16 protein-coding genes are annotated in these 22,060 nt (G+C 34.9%); all 16 read right to left on the bottom strand.

Annotation, left to right across the window (positions count from 1 at the left end; all coding sequences use genetic code 11):
- Positions 1–141: 141 nt before the first annotated feature.
- Positions 142–1,065 carry a cell wall hydrolase gene (locus HALSAC_RS0101265; RefSeq protein ID WP_027338749.1) on the bottom strand — a complete coding sequence of 308 codons (924 nt, stop codon included), beginning with the start codon at positions 1,063–1,065 and terminating at the stop codon, positions 142–144.
- 69 nt (positions 1,066–1,134) lie between these two features.
- On the bottom strand, positions 1,135–3,240 hold the full coding sequence (locus HALSAC_RS0101260) for an ATP-dependent DNA helicase (protein ID WP_027338748.1): 2,106 nt from the start codon (positions 3,238–3,240) through the stop codon (positions 1,135–1,137).
- A 12-nt stretch (positions 3,241–3,252) separates the two neighbouring features.
- A complete protein-coding gene (locus HALSAC_RS0101255; RefSeq protein WP_027338747.1) occupies positions 3,253–4,092 on the bottom strand; it encodes a deoxyribonuclease IV in 840 nt (279 codons plus the stop codon).
- A gap of 78 nt (positions 4,093–4,170) precedes the next feature.
- On the bottom strand, positions 4,171–6,285 hold the full coding sequence (pnp, locus tag HALSAC_RS0101250) for a polyribonucleotide nucleotidyltransferase (protein WP_027338746.1): 2,115 nt from the start codon (positions 6,283–6,285) through the stop codon (positions 4,171–4,173).
- A 309-nt stretch (positions 6,286–6,594) separates the two neighbouring features.
- Positions 6,595–6,861: a 30S ribosomal protein S15 gene (gene rpsO, locus HALSAC_RS0101245; protein ID WP_027338745.1), complete on the bottom strand. Its 267-nt coding sequence runs from the start codon at positions 6,859–6,861 to the stop codon at positions 6,595–6,597.
- 302 nt (positions 6,862–7,163) lie between these two features.
- On the bottom strand, positions 7,164–8,084 hold the full coding sequence (locus tag HALSAC_RS0101240; RefSeq protein WP_027338744.1) for a bifunctional riboflavin kinase/FAD synthetase: 921 nt from the start codon (positions 8,082–8,084) through the stop codon (positions 7,164–7,166).
- Positions 8,085–8,125: 41 nt separating this feature from the next.
- A complete protein-coding gene (truB, locus tag HALSAC_RS0101235; RefSeq protein ID WP_027338743.1) occupies positions 8,126–9,028 on the bottom strand; it encodes a tRNA pseudouridine(55) synthase TruB in 903 nt (300 codons plus the stop codon).
- Positions 9,012–9,998 carry a DHH family phosphoesterase gene (locus HALSAC_RS0101230; protein ID WP_245579409.1) on the bottom strand — a complete coding sequence of 329 codons (987 nt, stop codon included), beginning with the start codon at positions 9,996–9,998 and terminating at the stop codon, positions 9,012–9,014. The genes truB and HALSAC_RS0101230 overlap by 17 nt, the downstream gene beginning before the upstream one ends.
- Complete coding sequence (rbfA, locus tag HALSAC_RS0101225; protein WP_027338741.1) at positions 9,991–10,341, bottom strand: 30S ribosome-binding factor RbfA; 351 nt, start codon at positions 10,339–10,341, stop codon at positions 9,991–9,993. The genes HALSAC_RS0101230 and rbfA overlap by 8 nt, the downstream gene beginning before the upstream one ends.
- A 21-nt stretch (positions 10,342–10,362) precedes the next feature.
- Complete coding sequence (infB, locus tag HALSAC_RS0101220; RefSeq protein ID WP_027338740.1) at positions 10,363–12,306, bottom strand: translation initiation factor IF-2; 1,944 nt, start codon at positions 12,304–12,306, stop codon at positions 10,363–10,365.
- 142 nt (positions 12,307–12,448) lie between these two features.
- A complete protein-coding gene (gene nusA / locus HALSAC_RS0101215; protein WP_027338739.1) occupies positions 12,449–13,480 on the bottom strand; it encodes a transcription termination factor NusA in 1,032 nt (343 codons plus the stop codon).
- A gap of 23 nt (positions 13,481–13,503) precedes the next feature.
- Positions 13,504–13,962 (bottom strand): ribosome maturation factor RimP, encoded by a 459-nt coding sequence (gene rimP, locus HALSAC_RS0101210; RefSeq protein WP_027338738.1) that lies wholly within the window; start codon positions 13,960–13,962, stop codon positions 13,504–13,506.
- Positions 13,963–14,362: 400 nt separating this feature from the next.
- Complete coding sequence (locus tag HALSAC_RS0101200) at positions 14,363–18,652, bottom strand: PolC-type DNA polymerase III (protein WP_027338737.1); 4,290 nt, start codon at positions 18,650–18,652, stop codon at positions 14,363–14,365.
- A 14-nt stretch (positions 18,653–18,666) separates the two neighbouring features.
- Complete coding sequence (locus HALSAC_RS0101195) at positions 18,667–19,335, bottom strand: MgtC/SapB family protein (protein WP_027338736.1); 669 nt, start codon at positions 19,333–19,335, stop codon at positions 18,667–18,669.
- 53 nt (positions 19,336–19,388) lie between these two features.
- Positions 19,389–20,030: a glycosyltransferase family 2 protein gene (locus HALSAC_RS0101190; RefSeq protein ID WP_027338735.1), complete on the bottom strand. Its 642-nt coding sequence runs from the start codon at positions 20,028–20,030 to the stop codon at positions 19,389–19,391.
- A gap of 20 nt (positions 20,031–20,050) precedes the next feature.
- Positions 20,051–21,754, bottom strand: coding sequence for a proline--tRNA ligase (locus HALSAC_RS0101185; protein ID WP_027338734.1), 1,704 nt, complete (start codon positions 21,752–21,754; stop codon positions 20,051–20,053).
- Between the last annotated feature and the right edge of the window lie 306 nt (positions 21,755–22,060).

The raw sequence follows: 22,060 nt of genomic DNA, 5'->3' as shown, positions 1-22,060 counted from the left end.
AACAACTTTATATTCCTATTCCCTACCATTAGAAGATACACTATATAAGTAATAAAAAGCGTAGCTTTATTACTGGTGATGAGTAATGGGTAAAACCTTAAAAAAACAGGAGCCTTAGGCTCCTATTTAAGTTAAATCTATTCACTTAGCAAAACGATGATTTCCAATATCTACTGTCGTCTCTCTGGTTTCAAACCACCAAATATAGTTAGCTGTACGAGGATTATGGAAATACACTGCTCCTCTTGTCGGATCTTCACCCTTCAAGGCAGCTCTAGCTGCTCTATAAGCCGTTTGATTTGGTCTTAGATAAATCTGACCATCAGCCACTGGACTAAACTGACGTGGTTGATAGATAACATCACGTAAATTATTTGGAAAATAAGGATCTAAGACTCTATTTAAGACTACAGCACCTACAGCAACCTGTCCAACATAAGGCTCTCCACGAGCTTCTCCATGAATTATCCTTGCCAATAATTCAAACTCTTCATCACTTATAGTATGATATAATACCTCTTTAGGAGTTAAATTATTTATAGGTAATTTAATCATATCTCCTAAACGGATAACAGCACTATCAAGTCCATTTAATCTCTTTAATACATTAACGCTTGTGTTGAATTCTCTTGCTAGATCATAAAGATTATCTCCACGCTTAATATTATATTCTAAGGTCCTTAAATCACTTATATCAATATCATCTGGAACACCATTTTTTTCAATCCTTACCCGATAATCTCTATTGACAGCTAAGGAATATCGGCTAAGATCATTATCCCTCTCATAAAATTTAATCATATTCACTTGATCATCTTCTGACTCATAATTTTGAGGAATAATTAGCCTATCTCCCATTCTAATAAACTGGTTTCTAGATAAATTATTAGCCTCCCTGATCTCATTAACCGTTGTCCCAAATTTGCGGGCCAAAGTAATTAAATTATCACCTTGCTCTACTGTATAAATCAGTTCTAAGTCAAAGTTAAAAGAAGCCAAAGCCACATTGCCAAAACCAATAAACAATACTAAAAATAATATAATCAAACTTAACCTTTTTTTCATAACTTAAGTACTATTCCCTCCTCTCAATACTACTATTCTACATTTTAATATAAATTCCTATTTATTAACTTAAATTTCTTCAACTAAAGTTTTAATATCACGAATTGATACATTGGTTCCTCCAGGCAAAGAGTTTATAAATGTTCTACCATACCTCTTGGTTATAACTCGATTATCTAAAATTATAACCCAACCCTTATCCTCTTTTCTTCGAATCAACCTACCTACTCCCTGTTTAAACTTAATTGCCGCCTTAGGTAGCATATACTTCATAAAAGAACTCTCACCTCTTTGGTTTATCTCCTCTAATTTAGCTTCAACTACCGGCTCACTTGGAACTACAAAGGGGAGTTTAACAATTATAACATAACTTAGCTTGTCCCCAGGAATATCAACACCCTCCCAGAAGCTAGAAGTTCCTAGAAGAACAACCTTCTCCTTAGTTTTAAAGTCCTTTACTAATTTATCTCTAGACTTCATTCCTTGCTTATATAAGTAGTCAATACCTAAAGACTTTAATTCCTGTTCTAATTTATAATAAACATTATTTAACATCCCATATGATGTAAATAAGACTAAAGTTCTTCCTTGAGTCTTTTTAATTATAGACTTTAAAGAATTAGTCACCTCTTGATTAAACTTATCACCCTTTGGATAAGATATGTTTTTAACAACACCAACTCTTAATTGTTTACTATAATCAAAAGGGCTGCCAACCTCTAGAGTTTGAACCTGATAATCTACCAACCCTAGGTTCTCTTTAATAAAATCAAAAGACTTTGCCACTGTTAAAGTAGCTGAAGTTAAAACTACTGAGCTCATCTTAGAGAATAAACTCTCCTCTAACTCCTTACCTATATTTAAAGGCGCAGAGTGCAAACTACAATCCTCCTTACCTGCTTCTATCCAATATATATAATCCTCTTGAGGATAATTAATTATTTCAGCTATATTCTCCCCCAACTTTAATATAAATTCAACTCTAGCCTCTAATTCCATTGTTAAGGACGAAATATCTTCTATCTCTTCTCCATAAATATCTAGCTGTTTTAGTATCTTACTTAACTTCCCACCTAATAAATTAAGATTAACCAAGAAATTCTCAGAATCAGCTTTTAATACTTCAAGCCAAAAGTTACTCTCTCTAGTTCTTTCAACTATTCTTAATTTACCTTCGCCTTTTTTATTCTTCTTAACAAAGCTTCCTAGCCTCTCTAAAAAGGAGTGGCTCAATTCCCTAAGTCGCTGTACAGTAGGAATTAACTCACTATCAATCTCACCTTGCATCTTCTTCTTAATATCCTTTTTTAATTCTCCGGTGGCTTTCCTTAATTCAATAAGAGTTCCTACCTTCTGCTTGGTATTATATAAGGACTCAAAAAACTTTGTTATACCTCTTCTACTGGCTCTAAAACCTAAGTAACTTGTAGCTACATCTTCTATATTATGTGCCTCATCAAAAACAACCTTCTTGTATGGAGGTAAGACAGCAACTTCATCATCAAGATCTCTATCCTTACGCACAGATAAATCAGCAAAAAGAAGATGATGATTTACAATTAATATATCTGCCTCTTTAGCTTCATCTCTTGCCCACATAAAATGGCATTGTTCATAATAAGGGCAATTACCCCTTAAACAAAGATCACTTTCTGAACATACCTGATCCCAAAAATTAAAGGGTAAGCTAAACCCAAGATCTGATCTACATCCAGTTTTAGTCTCTAATACCCAGTTATTAAGCTTAGATAAAGCTTCATAACCCTTTACATCTAATTGAGCACTTCTCTCATATTGAATTAACCTTCTTAAGCAGATATAATTTCTTCTCCCTTTGACCAAAACAGCCTTAAAATCCAAATCAAAGATCTCCCTTAACAAGGGAATATCCTTATTAATCAACTGCTCTTGTAAGTTAATAGTATTAGTTGAAACCACTACCTTCTCTTCTTCCTTCAAAGCCGATATAATACTAGGAACTAAGTAAGCAAATGACTTACCTGTCCCAGTACCTGCTTCTACTAAAAGATGATCTTCATCACAAAATACCTCTGCAACCTTCTTTGCCATCTTCTGTTGTTGAGGTCGGTATTCATAATTTTCAAAGAAAGAGGCTAAGCTGCTCTCAGGGGCAAAGAAATCACTAACTTCTTTCAACATATATTTTTTATTCATTATTAAGGCTCCTTACTTGACCAAACCCTTTATAGTCTTTAGATTATAAGTGTCATCCCCTTCTTCATCTATAGGGGTTTCTAAAATAAACAACTTATCTGATAAAGAGGGATGATTAACTAAATTACTAAACCCTTCTAAACCTATATTACCTTTTCCAATATGATGATGCCGATCCTTATTAAAAGCTAACTCACCCTTTGAATCATTGGCATGAATTACACTTAATCTATCTAATCCTATTTTATCATCAATCTCCTGCAAAAGACAATCCAATCTTTTCTTATCTCTGATATCGTATCCAGCAGCAAAACCATGACAAGTATCATAGCATATACCTAATCTCTTATCCTTATTAGCAAGTTCGATTATTTGGGCCAACTCATCAACTGTAGATCCAATTGCTGTTCCTGCCCCAGCTACATTTTCCAAAAGGATATTTACCTTTGGATTCTCTTCTTCTAAAATAAACTTTAAAGCTTCGCCTATCCTCTTAATCCCCTTCTCTATTCCTGATCCCGTATGACTACCAGGGTGCAAGACTATATATTCAACACCTAATTTATCGGCTCTTCTAACACCTTTTCTCAAAGCCTTGATAGATTTATTATAAAGTTCATCCTTAGGAGAGGGTATATTAATTAGATAAGAAGTATGTATTACTGTCTTATTGAAATTATACTCTTTCAGCTTATCTTTAAAATTGTTAGCTTCTTTATCACTTATCTCTCTTCCCTTCCAGCCTCTGGGGTTGGTAGAGAAGATCTGAAAAGTTCCACAATCCAAATCAGCTGCTCTTTTGGGAGATTTATCTATTCCTCCAGCTATTGATACGTGAACTCCAAACTCCATACTATACCTCCTTTTGATTATGTGATATTAAAAAACATAAACCAGAAATAATCCAGCTTATGTCTTAAAGTTAATTCTTTATTTTTCTTCTTTGTCTGCTTTTGGTAAGGCATCCTTCCGTGATAGATTAATTCTACCTCTATCATCAATTTCAATAACCTTAACCATCACTTCATCTCCAACCTTAACTACATCTTCAACACTCTTAACGTGACCGTCAGCTAATTTAGAGATATGAACTAAACCATCCTTACCAGGCAAGACCTCAACAAAGGCACCAAAGTTCATTATTCTCTTAACTTCACCTAAATATATTTCACCAACTTCTACATCTTTAGTTAACTTTTCAATAATATCAACAGCTTGTTTTCCACTTTCTTGATCAGCAGCTGCAATAAAGATAGTACCATCGTCTTCAATATCGATCTGAACACCAGTTTCATCAACGATACTCTTGATAGTCTTACCACCCTTACCGATAACATCCTTTATCTTGTCTGGATCAATGCTCATACTTAAAATACTTGGAGCATAACTTGATAATTCTTCTCTAGGTTCAGAGATTACTTCTAACATTTTATCTAAGATATGAAGTCTACCAACCTTGGCTTGGTCTAAGGCTTCACCTAAAATTTTCTTAGAAACACCCTTAACTTTCATATCCATCTGTAAAGCAGTAATTCCTTCTTTAGTACCCGCTACTTTAAAGTCCATATCACCATTAAAATCTTCTAATCCTTGAATATCTGTTAGGACTGCTACATTATCATCCTCTTTCATTAATCCCATAGCAATACCTGCAACTGGAGCTTTAATAGGAACACCCGCATCCATTAAGGCTAGGGTACTTCCACAGATACTTGCTTGAGAAGTAGAACCATTTGATGATAAGACTTCAGAAACCAATCTTATTGTATAAGGAAATTCTTCTGCAGACGGTATCATAGGTCTAAGAGCTCTTTCTCCTAAAGTACCATGTCCAATCTCTCTTCTACCTGGCGAACGCATCGGACTAGTCTCTCCAACACTATAAGCAGGGAAATTATAATGATGCATATATCTTTTAGAGTCTTTTTTCTCTAAACCATCTAACATCTGCTCATCACCTGTAGCACCTAAAGTAGCAACAGTTAAAGCTTGAGTTTGACCTCGAGTAAATACTCCAGAACCATGAACTCTAGGCAAGATACCTACCTCAGACCAGATTTCTCTAACCTCATCTAGCTTTCTTCCATCAACTCTAATACCTTCGTTCAATACTAAATCTCTAATAGCTTTCTTAGTTAATTTATTTAATGTTTCACTAACTACATTCATAATATAATCTAAATCTTCACTATCTGCATATTTTTCTTTAAAGTGTTCTTTAACTTCATCTTTAACTCTATCACGATTATCTCCACGTTCATGCTTATCCTTAGTTTGCATAGCTTCAGATAGTCTATCTCCTACATACTCTGCAACCTCAGCTTCTAATTCTGGTTCATCAATTAATTCAAGTTCAACTTCAGCTTTCTCTTTACCAATAGCTTCAATTATCTTCTCTTGAAACTCTACAATCTTTTTAAGAGCTTGATGTCCAAAGTCAATTGCTTCAATCATATCCTCTTCTGATACTTCGTTAGAAGCTGCTTCAACCATCATAACAGCATCCTTGGTTCCAGCTACTGTTAAATCTAGATCACTTTCTTTGGATTGTTCACTAGTTGGATTAATAATAAATTCTCCATCTACCATACCAACGTTAACTCCAGCAATTGGCCCATCAAAAGGAATATCTGAAATTGCTAAAGCAGCAGAAGCACCAACCATAGCTGTAATATCAGGCGCATTATCTTGATCTAAAGATAATACTGTAGCAACTATCTGTACATCATTTCTAAAACCTTTTGGGAATAAAGGTCTTAAAGGACGATCAATCAAACGAGCTGCTAAAGTAGCTGCATCGCTAGGTCTCCCCTCCCTTTTAAGAAAACCTCCTGGTATCTTACCAGCTGCATATAATCTTTCCTCATAATTAATCATTAATGGGAAGTAGCTCATTCCAGGTCTTGGATCTGACATAGTTGCAGTTACCAATAATACTGTATCTCCATATCTTATTAATACTGATCCATTGGCAAGCTGAGCTAACTTTCCAGTTTCGATCGTTAACTCTCGACCTCCCCAATCAGTTGTCCATGTTTGTGTCATATTTTTTCTCCTTTCCTTGCTTTATTTATATTATGTACAAAACAAACCTATAAAAACAAATAATTTTTTACCTCAATTATACAATTATTAGCATCTACAGATTAAAATTTTTTATCCATCCTCTTAATCTATTTTAGAAAGAATAAATATAATATTAAGTAGTTTACTTTATGTAATTTTATATAAATAAAGCCTTACTTTTATTTTAGCCTTTTTAAAGGCTTTTAATTAATTCAACTAAAATTCTACCATAAAATCAATACTGTAAAACTTAAGAGCGGGAATCCCCGCTCTTAAGTTTATAGATCTTTATCGTCTAATTCCTAACTTAGCGATTAATTCACGATAATTTTCTATTTCATTATTCTTTAGGTATCTAAGCAACCTTCTTCTCTTACCAACCATTTTTAGAAGTCCACGTCTAGAGTTGTGATCCTTCTTATGAGTTTTAAGATGTTCAGTTAACTCTTTAATTCTCTCAGTTAAAAGAGCGATCTGTACCTGAGCAGAACCAGTATCACCTTCATTGATAGCATACTCATTGATAATCTCTTGCTTTCTTTCTTCGTTTAACATTAACATTCACCTCCTTATAATTTTAAAAACCCCTCTTACCAAGTTAAGCACCGGAGAAGAGCCAAACCTAGTAAAGGTTAGTCCATTTAATATTTTAGCATAATCATCTTTAAATGTAAACTCTATTTGGATAATTAATCAACAAATTAGGCTAAAGCCCGCTTTTAGTGTCGGTGTCGGTGTCAGTGTGAGTAAAACTTAAAATCAATTATTAAATAAAATTCAACAGACCAAAGCACTTAGTAATTAATTTATCAGATCTATCCTCTATTTTTTGCTCTTAAGGACTTAACTGTCAATTATCAATTATTAATTTTTAACTGTTCTTTAGCCACTCTAATATCCTCTTTTATCTTCTCTATCAACTCTTGGCTTGTAGAAAAGTTCTCCTCGCCTCTAATCCTTTCTACAAACTCTAGTTCAACTTTTTTTCCGTAGATATTTTGAGAAAAATCAAAGATATGAACCTCTATTGCAAACTCACCTTTGGCAAAAGTTGGTCTTAAACCTAAATGAACAACTCCAAGATAAGTATTATTATCTACTTTAACCCTACATGAATATACACCAGCAGGTGGAAGTACATAGTTAACAACAGGGTTTAAATTAGCTGTAGGAAAACCTAATTTTCTACCTCTCTTATCTCCTCCTACAACATGAGCTTCAATCATAAAATTTCTTCTTAATTTCTCTTTAGCCTCATTTAATTTACCCTTCTCTATTAGAGAACGAACTCTAGTGCTACTTATCTTCTTATTATTGCTCTTAAAAAAACCTACAACATTTACTCCAAAGCCTAATTTTTCACCTAATCTTTTTAATTTCTGAGGAGTACCTTGATTCCTATAACCATACCTAAAGTCTTTACCTATAATGATTTCCTTTGTTTTAAATCTCTTCAATATATAATTTAATATAAATTCCTCTGCCGGTATTCTAGAAAAATCTTTTGTGAATTTATTTAATATTATCTTATTCACACCAAACTTTTCGATTACTCTTCTCTTCTGAGACCAACTTGTTAAAGCTTTAGGGGCTTTTAAAGGAAAAAGGACATCTAAGGGGTGGGTATCAAAGGTAAATAAACCACTATCACACCCTAATTCTTTGGCCCTTTCTATTGTCAATTTTATAATCTCCTGATGACCTGAATGTACACCATCAAAGGTTCCTAAGGTCATTACTGTAGAATCACTCTTACTTTGATTATAATATATTCTCATATTAGAAAATCTCCTTCCAGAAGTAGAAACCTTTCTTAATATCAGACAAATACACGTTCTGGTTTAAATAACATCTTCTTCTCAGACCAACTATAAACTGCAATAAACTCCTCTTTAGAATTATAAATCCTAAAAGTTTTACCATCTACTAGATCTGCATCTATATCATCCTCAACCCCTTCTTCTTTTATAAAAACCCCATGAGTTAAAGGAATATCGTAGGCTGACTTAACTTTAATTGCAGGTAGATGAAACAAGCCCTTATCTAGATTAGATATTGCTTCTTCTATTCTATCCTCCTTAGATAACTGCTCTAGCTCTTCAAGGGTTAGAGATTTCTCTAAAGAAAATTCCCCCACCTGGGTTCTAACTAAAAATGACATATATGCCCCTACCCCTAAACTTTTACCTATATCTGAACATAACGTTCTTATGTAAGTTCCTTTAGAACATTCTACATCAACAAGTGCTTTATTCCCATTAAATTGAAGTAAATCTAAAGAAAATATTCTAACCTTCCTAGGATTACGCTTAATCTTCTTTCCTTGCCTTGCTAACTTATATAAAGGTTTCCCCTTATATTTAATAGCAGAATACATAGGAGGGATCTGCTCTATATCACCCTGAAAACCTTCTAAAACCTCTAAAAGATCTTCTTCTCTAATTTCAAAATCTTCTACTTTATTTGTAACTTCACCAAAAGCATCTAAGGTAGTAGTCTCTACCCCAAAGGTTATTTCAGCTCTATACTTTTTCTTAGTTTCAGTCAAAAAAGGAACCACCTTAGTGGCCCTTCCTAAACAAACAGTTAATACACCTGATGCACCTGGATCTAAAGTTCCAGCATGTCCAATCTTCTTTATACCAAAGATTCTCCTACAGATAGCAATTATATCAAAGGAAGTCATTCCTGTAGGTTTTAATACATTAACTATTCCCTTCACTTATATCACCAACCATTTCTCCTATGGCTTTAATCATTAACTTTTGAGCTTCTTCTAAACTTTCTTCAATACTACAACCTGCTGCTCGAGGATGTCCTCCCCCACCAAATTTATGGGCCAACTGATCAACTGGGAAGTATTCATTGGATCTCAAACTTACTCTAACCAAAGTTTCTTCAACCTCTTTAAAGATCAAAGCAACTTCAATCCCCTCTAAACTTCTAGGGTAATTAACCAATCCACCAGTATCATCTAATTTGGCTCCGGCCTCTTCTAATAAGCTTTGACTTATCTTTAGCCAAGCCACTTTAAGATCTCTATTAATCTCCATACTATCTAAGGCTTTGGCCCTTAACATTAGTTCCTCATACGAGTGGGTATCAAAGACCTCTTTGCATATCTTTGCTGTATCAACATCATACTCTAAAAGTTGCCCCATGATCCTATGAGTTTTAGCAGTTGTATTGGCATACTTAAAAGATCCTGTATCAGTTATCAATCCAGTAGCTAAGGCAGTAGCAATATTATTATTTACTTTAACTCCACCGATCTCCTCTATAAGATCATAAATAAGCTGAGCTGTTGCTGCTGCTTCCTCTACCAAGTTATAATCTCCAAAAGAAGGGTTATCTCCATGGTGATCAATATTAACCATTACTTTATCACCAATTAAACCTTCTACTTCTCCTACCCTTTTGATGTCACCAGCATCTAATATAAAAGCAGCATCAAATTCTAACTCCATACCCTCTTCATATCTTAGTACCTTATCAATATCAGGCAAAAAAGAGAAGGTCTTAGGGATAAGGTCATCAATAACAACTATCCCTTTCTTCCCCAAGCTCTCCAATATTAGCTTTAACCCTAAACTAGAGCCTAAGCTGTCACCATCTGGGCCAACATGGCTAGTAATTAAAAAGCTATCCTTCTCCTTAATAACTTTTATAATCTCTTCAAATTTATTACTCATCACTTTCATCTCTTTTAATATCTTCTAATATCTTAAAGACCCTAGTTCCAGTCTCAATAGAATTATCATGTCTAAAGATAATCTCAGGAGTATGACGTAACCTGATCCTTTGACCTATCTCTCTTCTAATAAACCCTGTAGAAGCCTCTAGACCATCCATAGTCTCCTCCTTATCACCATTTAAGATACTTACAAACACCTTAGCATGGCGAAGATCCCCTGAAACCTCTACATCGGTTACTGTAACAAAACCAATTCTTGGATCTTTGATATCCTTTTGCAATAAATCACTGACTTCTTTTTTTATGGACTCAGCCACACGCATAGCACGATGATTAGACATTATTTCCAACCCCCTATCAAATTATAGAGTTCTCTTGACCTCTTCAAAGTCAAAGACTTCCATAACATCTCCTTCTTTAATATCATTATATCCTTCAATTCCAATTCCACACTCATAACCTTCTCTTACTTCACGCACATCATCTTTAAACCTTTTTAGAGATGATATCTCACCCTCTTTAATAATCTTACCATCTCTTAACAGCCTTACTTGAGCATTACGACTAACCATTCCATTAGTTACATAAGCACCAGCAATCACACCTACTTTTGGTACTTTAAATGTATCTCTAACCTCAACTTGACCTAAGATAACCTCTTTATAATCAGGATCTAACAATCCTTCCATAGCATTCTTAATATCCTCAATAGCTTTATAAATTATTCGATAAGTTCTAATATCGACTTGTTCTTTCTCTGCCACCTTACGAGCATTAACACCAGGTCTTACATTAAATCCTATAATAATCGCCTTAGAAGCAGAAGCTAACATTACATCAGTTTCAGTAACTCCACCAACACCACCATGGACTATATTTACTTCAACTTCATCTGTGCTTAACTTCAATAATGACTCTTTAACAGCTTCTACTGAACCTTGTACATCAGCTTTAACAAGAATGTTTAATTCCTTAATGTCACCTTGCTGAATCTGACTAAATAGATCATCTAGATTTACTGTTGTATTTCCTGTTAATTGATCAGCACGCATCTTATTTTTACGCATCTGTGCAACATTTCTAGCGCTTTGATCATCCTCTAACACCTCTAGTAAATCTCCTGCATTAGGAACATCAGATAATCCTAAAACTTCAACAGGAGTGGCAGGTGGTGCTTCTTCTATTCTTTCACCTTTATCGTTGATCATAGCTCTAACTCTACCTGAAGCTAAACCAGCAACTATAGCATCTCCTACCCTTAATGTACCATTTTGAACTAAAACAGTAGCTACTGAACCTCGTCCCTTATCAAGCTCAGCCTCAATAATAATTCCATTTGCCGGGCGACTTGGGTTAGCCTTTAACTCTTCCATCTCAGCAGTTAATAAGATCATCTCTAATAATTCATCTAAATTCTCTTGCTGTAAAGCAGAAACAGGAACGGCAATAGTATCTCCACCCCACTCTTCTACTACTAATCCATGCTCAGTTAACTCCTGCTTTACTCTATCTGGTTGAGCATTTGGTCGGTCAATCTTATTTATCGCTATTATAATTGGAACCTGGGCAGCCTTAGCATGATTAATAGCTTCTATAGTTTGAGGCATTATACCATCATCTGCTGCTACTACTAAGATAGCTATATCAGTAGCTTGAGCACCACGAGCTCTCATAGAAGTAAAGGCCTCATGACCTGGAGTATCTAAGAAGGTAATTTTCTTCCCATCAACTTCAACCTGATAAGCACCTATATGCTGAGTAATTCCACCTGCTTCTCCTGCAGTTACTTCTGTTTTTCGTATCGCATCTAATAAAGTAGTCTTTCCGTGGTCAACGTGCCCCATTACAGTAATTACTGGGGGCCTTAATTCAAGATTTTCGTCTTTATCTTCAAAATCATTTACTAAACCATAAATATCTTCTTCCTCTTCTTCATTTTCAACCTCTTCTACCCCATAATCATATACCATAGCAACCTTCTCAACCTGCTCAAAATCTAACTCTTGGTTGATAGTAGCCATAATTCCTAAATTAATCAAATCAGCCATCAATGAATTAGGAGCAATATCTAAAGCCTCTGATAAATCCTTAACCGTCATCCCTTCTTCAAATTCAATTACATTTTCAAACCCTTCTTCTGCCTCTTCGTCTGCTCCAAGTATCACTTCTTTAACCAAGTCTGCCGTCTCCTCATCTACTGTACTCATATGACTGGTTACATCAATACCTAAGTCTTGTAACGTTTCAATTAATTCCTTATTTTCTATTCCCATATCTTCTGCTAATTTATAAATTCTTATACCCATTAACCAAGCACCTCCACAATTAATTTCTCAAAATTACCTAAATTCAAACCAACATTATATCCTAAACTACAATTAAATTCTTCTATTTCAAATATACAAATTAACCTTATTACTAAAAAACAGATTAATATGTACCTTTAAATCAAACCTGTGATTCACTCTTAATATCTATCTTCCACCCTGTCAATTTAGCAGCTAATCTAGCATTTTGACCTTCTTTACCTATAGCTAGAGATAACTGATAATCAGGTACGACAACTTGTGCTACATTATTCTCCTTATTACTCTCAACCTTTACCACCTCTGCTGGACTTAAAGCATTTGCCACAAAGACTTCAATATCTTCATTCCACTGAACAATATCTACCTTCTCGCCTTTAAGTTGATCTACAATAGCTCTAACTCTAGCACCATTTGGGCCAACACAAGCTCCTACTGCATCAACATCTTCATTATTAGAATAAACCGCTATCTTTGAACGATAACCGGCTTCTCGAGCTACCGATTTAATCTCAACAACACCATCATGAATTTCAGGCACTTCTAACTCAAATAACCTCTTTAATAAACCTGGGTGAGTTCTAGAAACTAATATGTTTGGCCCTTTAGATGTCTGATTAACTTCAACCACATATACCTTAATTCTATCGCCTGCTTCATAAAATTCACTTTCTATCTGCTCATGAGGGATTAAGACTGCTTCAGTCTTTCCTAAATCTATAATCACATTGTTTTTATGTCTTCTTTGTACAATCCCTGTCAAGATATCTCCTTCACGATTTACAAACTCTTCAAAGATTATATCTCTTTCGGCTTCACGAATTCTTTGGATAACAACTTGTTTAGCAGTTTGAGCAGCAATTCGTCCAAAGTTACCTGGAGTTACCTCTACCTCAACAATATCAGCAATCTCATAGTTTGGATTTATATCTAAAGCATCTTCTAAAGATATCTCTTGCTCATCATCAACAACTTCCTCTACTACATTTTTCTTAGCAAAGACATTTACTTCACCACTATTTTGATCTATCTGCACCTCGACATTTGATCCTGAACCAAAATCACGCCTATACGCCGACTTTAAAGCTGCTTCAATAGCATCAATCAATGTTTCTTTAGGGATCCCTTTACTCTTTTCTATATCCTCTAACGCCTGAATCAATTCCATATTCATAAGAACTCCTCCTTAAATAATCACTAAAACTCTACAGCTAACCTAGCCTGAGAAACCTTTTCCCTAGGTATGTTTAACTCTTCTCCATCTACAACTAACTTAATATTTCCTTCATCAATCCCCAACAACTCTCCATTCAACTTCTTTTCACCGTTAATTGGTGCATATGTAGATATATCTACCTTTCTACCACTAAATCTTATGAAATCTTCATCTTTCTTTAATGGACGATCAATTCCAGGGGATGATACCTCCAATAAATAAGTTTTATCTATAGGATCCTTCTTATCAAGGATATCACTTAACTCTCTACTCACACTTTGACAATCATCCAAAGAAACCCCTTCCTTCTTATCAATGAAGACTCTTAAAATCCAATCCTGCCCTTCTTTACTATACTCAATATCTACTAATTCTAGACCATTTCTATTGGCAATTGGCTCTACCAATACTTCAACAACCTCTTCTACCTTTCTTCCCATCTTACTGCCTCCTTTCTTTAATTCCTTTACTTTAATTTGCCGATAGCTTACTGATACTTATTCCACACTTTTCTCCAAGTGGAGAATAAGTATCAGTAAGCTTCTGGGCCAATTCTAACCAGTCCTAAATAAGAGATAACTTTCTTTAAGGTTTATTTCACCTTATCTTTTTAATATAAATTATCCCCAATTTTCTTATTTTTATCCTATACCTAATTCATCCTATATCAAAACTTCTATCGAATCAATAAATGATAAATACTTTGTAGACCTAATTAGCAAATTTATTAATCGCTGCCAATATATAAAGTAAAGAGTGGGCTTTAACCCACTCTTTTGACCAAATATCATTAATATGCTCATTATATTTTAGCATATTATAAAACCTTTTGCAACCTATTTAACCAAAGAGAGACAATTGATTGGTCTCGGGTAAACCATCTAAGGAACCATGCTCTTTCATAACCTCAATAACAGTCTTACTAAGAGAGGCTTGATTACTTAGATCTTCAATTGAAGTAAACTCTTTCCCTTTACGAACCTCAACTAGATTCTGTGCTGCACTATCACCTAAGCCTTGAAGGCTGATTAAAGGTGGTAACAACAGACCGTTTTCATCAATTTGAAACTCTTTAGCCTTAGACTTATATATATCCACCTTCGTAAATTCTATACCTCTTGCCATAGCTTCTAATACAATCTCCAAGACAGTTAAGGTATTCTTATCCTTTGCTGTTGCATCATTTCCTTTAGCTTTAATCTCACTTACCTTCTTTTCAATAAACTCTCTTCCATTTAATACAATCTGAGCATCAAAGTCAGAAGCCTTGATTGTAAAATAAGTATTATAAAAAGCCTTAGGGTGATGCACCTTGAAATAAGCAATTCTAAAAGCCATCATTACATAAGCAGCAGCATGGGCCTTTGGGAACATATATTTAATCCTCTTACAAGACTCAATGTACCAATCTGGAACCTTATTCTCTCTCATAAGCTCCTCTTCTTCTGCTGTTAGTCCTTTACCCTTACGAACATGCTCCATAATCCAAAAAGCCGTTGAAGGCTCTAACCCTTTATGGATTAAATAATTCATAATATCATCGCGTACCGAAATAACTTCAGATAACTCTGCTACCCCAGCCTTAATGAAATCTTGGGCATTGTTCAACCAAACATCGGTACCATGAGAGAGACCACTTATCCTTATCAACTCAGCTAATGTTGTAGGACGAGTTTCTCTTAACATTCCTCTTACAAAAGAGGTTCCAAACTCAGGTATACCTAAAGTCCCAAGCTTTACCCCAACCTCTTCTTCACTGATACCTAAAGGCTTTATGCTAGAGAATATCCCCATAGTATCAGAATCATCTAAAGGAATATCCTTTGGTTCGATTCCGGTTAAATCCTGAAGCATCCTAATACTGGTCGGATCATCATGCCCTAGTATATCAAGTTTTAAGAGATTATCATGGATTGAATGGAAATCAAAATGGGTTGTCAATGTCTCAGTCTTCATATCATTGGCTGGCTTTTGGATTGGAGTAAAATCATAAATCTCCATATCAGATGGAACAACAATCTGACCACCAGGATGCTGCCCAGTAGTTCTCTTAACACCAGTACATCCTCCAACCAACCTATTGACCTCTGCCTTTCTTAATACAAGACCATTATCCTCCATATGACCTTTAACGAAACCATAAGCAGTCCGATCAGCAATTGTGGATATGGTTCCTGCTCTATATACATAGTCTTTCCCAAAGAGAGTTTCTGTATACTTATGAACATTTGGTTGATACTCCCCAGAGAAGTTAAGGTCAATATCTGGAACCTTATCACCTTTAAATCCTAAGAAGACTTCAAAAGGAATATCAAAACCATCCTTTATCAATTCTTCTCCACATTCAGGACATTTCTTATCCTCCAAATCAACCCCTACCCCTACAGAACCATCAGTAATAAACTCTGAATATTTACAACTACACCTATAGTGTGGAGGAAGGGGGTTAACCTCTGTTATTTCTGTCATAGTAGCAGCAAAGGAAGACCCAACCGACCCTCTAGAACCTACCAAGTAGCCATCATCTAAAGATTTCTTAACCAACTTATGAGAGGTTAAGTAGATAACAGCATATCCATTACCTATAATTGAATTCAACTCTCTTTCTAAACGCTCCTCTACTAACTTTGGAAGATCATCTCCATACCATTGCCTAGCCTTTTCATAGGCCATCTTTCTAACTTCTTCATCTGCCCCATCTATAGTTGGAGTAAATAGTTTATCAGGAATTATTTCAACCTCTTCAATGCTATCTGCTATCTCCTTTGGTGTATCTATAACCAGCTCTTTAGCTACCTCTTCTCCAAAGTAAGAGAATTCATCTAACATCTCCTGAGTTGTTCTAAAGTAAAGAGGAGCCTGATCAGCAGCATCATCAAAGCCCTGCCCTTCCATTAAAACCTGACGATAAATACTATCTTCTGGATCAAGGAAATGAACATCTCCTGCTGCAACAACAGGTTTTCCTAACTTCTTCCCTAATTGATATATCTTTTTATTTATATCCCTAAGTTCTTCAAGAGAATTGACCTCTCCCTTCTCTAACAAGAACTTATTGTTTCCAATAGGTTGAATCTCTAAATAGTCATAAAACTTGGCCAATTTCTCAAGTTCGTTATCAGGCTTTCCTTTTAAAACTTCTTTATATAGTTGGCCCGCCTCACAAGCTGATCCAATCATTAACCCTTCTTTATGGGCCAACAGATCACTTTTTAGTATTCTAGGCACTCGATGGAAATTATCAATATGAGCTTTAGAGACCAACTTATATAAATTCTTTAACCCTATCTGATTCTTAACTAACAAGGTTGTATGATAAGGATAGACCCTCTTATAATCTATCTCACTAGTTAGCCTATTGATCTCCTTTAAGTTAAGCACCTTCTCTTCTTCCATTAATGAAATCAGCTCTAAGAATATCTCTCCAGTTACCTTGGCATCATCGATGGCTCGATGATGATTTTCTAAATTCTTATTAAACCTTTTAACCAACTTATTTAATTTATAACTCTTCATCTGGGGAAGTAATGCCCTAGATAAACTCAAAGTATCCAAGGCAGGGTTAGAAGCTTTATTCTTTCCTAACTTTAAAAGCTTATCATCAATAAAACCTAAATCAAAGGGCAGATTATGAGCTACCAAAGTAGCATCTCCTGAAAATTCCATAAACTCTTCCATAACTTCATCTATCGAAGGTGCTCCTTGGACCATACTATCCTTTATACCTGTTAATTCAATAATCTTATTAGGAATCTTCCTCTTTGGATCGACAAAGGTCTGATATTCATCAATTATCTTTCCACCTTTAATCTTAACAGCCCCAACCTCTATAATTTCATTCTTATGGGGGTTAAAACCGGTAGTCTCTAGATCAAAGACAACAAAGGTCTCTTCTTCTATCTTCTTATCTACTGAATTTAAGATTATAGGTTCACCATCATCAACAAGATAAGCTTCCACTCCATAAATAACCTTGATATCCTTACCCTTAGAAGCATTATAAGCATCTGGAAAGGCCTGTACAACACCATGGTCTGTAATAGCAATTGCAGGATGTCCCCATTCTTCTGCTCTATTAATTACATCTTTAACCTCTAAGACAGAATCCATAGCACTCATCTTTGTATGAAGATGAAGCTCAATTCTCTTCTCTTGGGCTTCATCTTCCTTCTTCTCTACTTTAACAGGCATAATATCATTTGCCATCATCGATAATTCTTGATCATATTTGTCATATTGTACTCTTCCTCTAACCCTTACATCTAAGCCTTTTTTGAGATTAGAAGCCAGGTCTCCTCCTTGTTTCTCAAAGACCTTAATAGTTATAGAATCGTCTCTGTCTGTTATTGAAAAGATAACTAAGTTCCTACCACTTTTTAACTCTCTAATATCAACATCAAAGATCCTACCTTCTATAGTTACATTATTATCTTCACCTACTATCTCCTTTATAGAAGTAGGTTCATTAGTAATCTTCTTCCCTAACCATATACCCGAAGAATTAGAATTACCTTTTATAGCCCCTCCTGAAGATTCTCTTTTCGAATAAGAAGCAATAAGACTATCCATATAATCACTATCTTCTTTGGCCCTCTCAGATTCAATCTTATCTAGCTCTTCTTTAAAATTCCCAACCTTAAAATCAACCTTAACTCTTTTATTATATTCCTCTTCTATTATCCTTTGGAATATAGTATTACAACCCTTTTTCTCTAATGCCTCAATAGCAACTTTATTCTTAACTTCAACTAATAATTTATTATCAACCAAGCTCCATCGAGATAACGATAACCAACCATTAGTTTGAGGAACTTCCTTTCTTACTCTACTTATTATATCTTCCCAATCTTCTTTTAAACCACCTTCTAAAGGCACTTTTGAATCATAATATTTTATCTTATACTCAAAACTATTAGATGAGAATACCTCTTTTCCTAAAGCATCAAGATCCTTTTCTATACTCAAACCTTTAGGACATTTTACACCAATCTTTAATTCATTTTTATCAACATCTACCTCTATCTGATTAAATCTAATCAACTTAGTTAAATGAGGTAAATCTGTTAGTCTATTTAGCAGTTTGTCTTTAAATAGATTATTATCTTTAGGCTTGATTATAGCCTTTGACATAAGCAATCGCTCCTTCAATCTACCTCTCTAATTTGTACTTCCTTTATACCCTCAACTTCATTTAATATCGAAAATAAATTGTTAACTTTAGCATCTCGAGGCTTCTTTACCTTGAAATTAATATAAATACTTGGATCATCATAACAGTGCTCTATACTAATATCTCTAATACTTATATTATAATCTCCAAAGATAGATCCTACCTTACCTAAGACCCCAGACCGATCAAGAGTTTTTATTCTAAATAAATATACCTTATTTATATTCATTATATTATTTTCAACTCTTGCTAATAAAGTTAATGTAAGGATCACCAATATAGTAGCAGTTATAGCACTAAGGTAAAACCCAGCTCCCAAAGCCAATCCAATACCTGAAACAGCCCATAAACCAGCAGCAGTCGTTAAGCCCTTTACAGAAAAACCTTCTCGAATAATAGTACCTGCACCTAAAAAACCAACCCCAGTCACAACTTGAGCTGCAATTCTTCCAGGATCAGCCCGACCAGTATCAAAAATTAAAGCTACATTTAACGAAACAATCATCATCAGAGTAGAACCTATAGATACTAAAATATTAGTTCTAAAGCCCGCTGGCCGCGAACTTCTTTCTCTCTCTAAACCAATTAAACCACCTAATAAACAAGATAAAACCAATCTTAACACTATTTCTTTATCATCCATAGGCTCTCCCCCCTAAAAATTATACTGTTACCCTTAAGGATAACAGTATAATTTTATCTTACCTTCTCTCTTCTTGGTATCTCCTTTAATATATCCCAATACATTTTAAGTCTTGCAGAAAAACCTTTGACTAAGCCTAATTTCTCCTCTTTCATTACATGGGATAAATCTTTCAACCTTACCTTCTCATATTTAATATCATTATTATTTATATATCTAGTTAAAGCAACCTCTACACCAAAATCTGTCATCTCTAAGTGAGGAATTTGATCTACTAAATTACGCTTTACTGCCCTTTGTCCCGATAAAAAAGGTGCTATCTTCTGAGCTAAGTCTGTTAGAATTCTTCCATCATCAAAGATACCTATACTCATCTGAATATCATCATCAAGTAAAGGAAGGATCAAAGAGTTAATATGCTCCTCTTGTAAACCTAATAGATCAGCATCTAAAAATAAGATTATATCTCCTTTAGACCTATCAACTCCAATCCTCATAGCTGCTCCTTTACCTCTATTTTCTTTTAACGCTATCACCTGGGCACCTGCTTGAGAAGCTATCTGAGCAGTATCATCGATAGACCCATCACTTACTACAATCACCTTATCTATAAGTTTGTGATTCCCAACTTGATTTACAACACCCTCAATAGTATCCTCTTCATTATAGGCTGGAATCACAGCAGTAATTTGCATTTTAGCTCAACTCCCTAATTTTAATTTAGGCCTTTTATTATCTTCTTAATTGATGACAAACAATTTTCAAGATCAATCTCTAACTCTTCCCCTGTCTGTCTAAGCTTAACTTCTAACTTACCTGCTTTCAAAGAACGTGCTCCTAAAGTTATACGAATAGGACATCCAATTAGATCAGCATCATTAAACTTAACACCAGCTCGTTCTTTTCTATCATCTAAGAGAGTATCTATGCCTGATTCCTTTAGCTCTTCATATACCCTTTCTCCTTCTTCTAAGACTTCATCATTTTTACCCATAAGTAATATTTCTACCATATATGGGGCCAACGCCTTAGGCCACTTAATTCCATATTCATCACTATTTTGTTCAATTGTGGCTGCAATAGTCCTAGTAATACCAATTCCATAACATCCCATAACCATAGTTTGAGCTTTACCGTTTTCATCTAAGAAGGTAGCTCCTAGTGGCTCACTATACTTCTTACCTAACTTAAAGACCTGACCAACCTCAATACCAGGTGTTAATTTAAGCTCACCTTCACAGTGTAAGCACTGATCACCCTCTCTAACCTCTCTAATATCTCCTACCAATTCAACTTCAAAATCACGCTCAGGATTAACATTTAAATAGTGCTTATCTTCTTTGTTACCTCCTGAAGCCCCATTTACTATATCCATTACAAGTTCATCTGCTATAACTTTAACTTCCTTAATACCTATAGGTCCAGTAAAGCCTTTAACAGTATTTAAACCATCATAATCTTCTTCACTAGCCAACTCTAAATTGTTTAGGTCTAATAAATTCGTTAATTTAATCTCATTAACCTCATAGTCACCCCTTACCAAGGCCAAGATCAATTCATCTTCACCTTTGAATAAAAGAGCTTTAATCATCTTATGGGCTGGAAGATCTAAAGATTCAACCAACTCCTCTATTGTAGAAGCTTCTGGTGTATCAACTAATTCCAACTCTAAAGAGTCTTCATTAAATCCATTAGCTTCTACTTTAGCTTTAGCCAACTCTAAATTAGCTGCATAATCGCACTCTTCACAATAAACTACTATATCCTCTCCTGCATCAGCTAAAACCATAAATTCATGAGACCCCTCTCCTCCTATCGAACCAGTGTCAGCCTCTACAGGTCTAAAGTCTAAGCCACATCTTGAGAAGATTTTGGTATATGCATCATACATAGTTTGGTAGCTTTCTTCTAAAGCAGCTTCATCTACATCAAAGCTATAAGCATCCTTCATTATAAATTCTCTTCCTCTTAAAACTCCAAAACGCGGTCTAATCTCATCTCTATATTTGCTTTGTATCTGATATAAATTTAAGGGAAGATCCTTATATGATCTAACTTCATCTCTAACAAGATCGGTGATAACCTCCTCATGTGTTGGCCCTAAAGCAAAGTCACGATTATGTCTATCCTTTAACCTCATCAATTCCGGACCATAATTTTGTAGCCTACCTGACTCATCCCATAACTCTACAGGCTGTAGAGCTGGTAATAAGACCTCTAAAGCCCCTGAATTATTCATCTCTTCTCTGACTATCTCTTCAAACTTTCTAATAACCTTATATCCTAATGGTAAGTATGTATATACCCCCGACCCTAACCTTCTCATCATCCCAGCCCTTAGCATAAGCTTATGACTTATAACCTCAGCATCAGCTGGAGTTTCTTTTAAAGTTGGTATGTACATCTTTGACATTTTCATAAGATAAATCCTCCTTCGTATATTTACATACTTAAATTTATAGTAATAAAGCGTAGCTTTATTACTGGTGATGAGTAATCAGTAATGAGTAATGGGTAAAACCTTAAGAAAACAGAAACCCCTTTGTTCCCTAAGACTTATAAGAGGTTTTGAGATTTTGACTTTACTCATTACTCTTCACTCATTACCCATTACTAGTGGCACGAAAGTGCCACTTTATTACTATATTTATTCATCATATCATCAATAGCTTTTAAATTTTATCAACTCTAGCCTACTATGTCAATCTAAGAAGAATATAAGATA

It is taken from the genome of Halonatronum saccharophilum DSM 13868 (assembly GCF_000517025.1).
Taxonomy (GTDB): domain Bacteria; phylum Bacillota; class Halanaerobiia; order Halobacteroidales; family Halobacteroidaceae; genus Halonatronum; species Halonatronum saccharophilum.
Note: the sequence above shows the minus strand (reverse complement) of the source record. Positions and strands in the feature narration are given on the sequence as shown.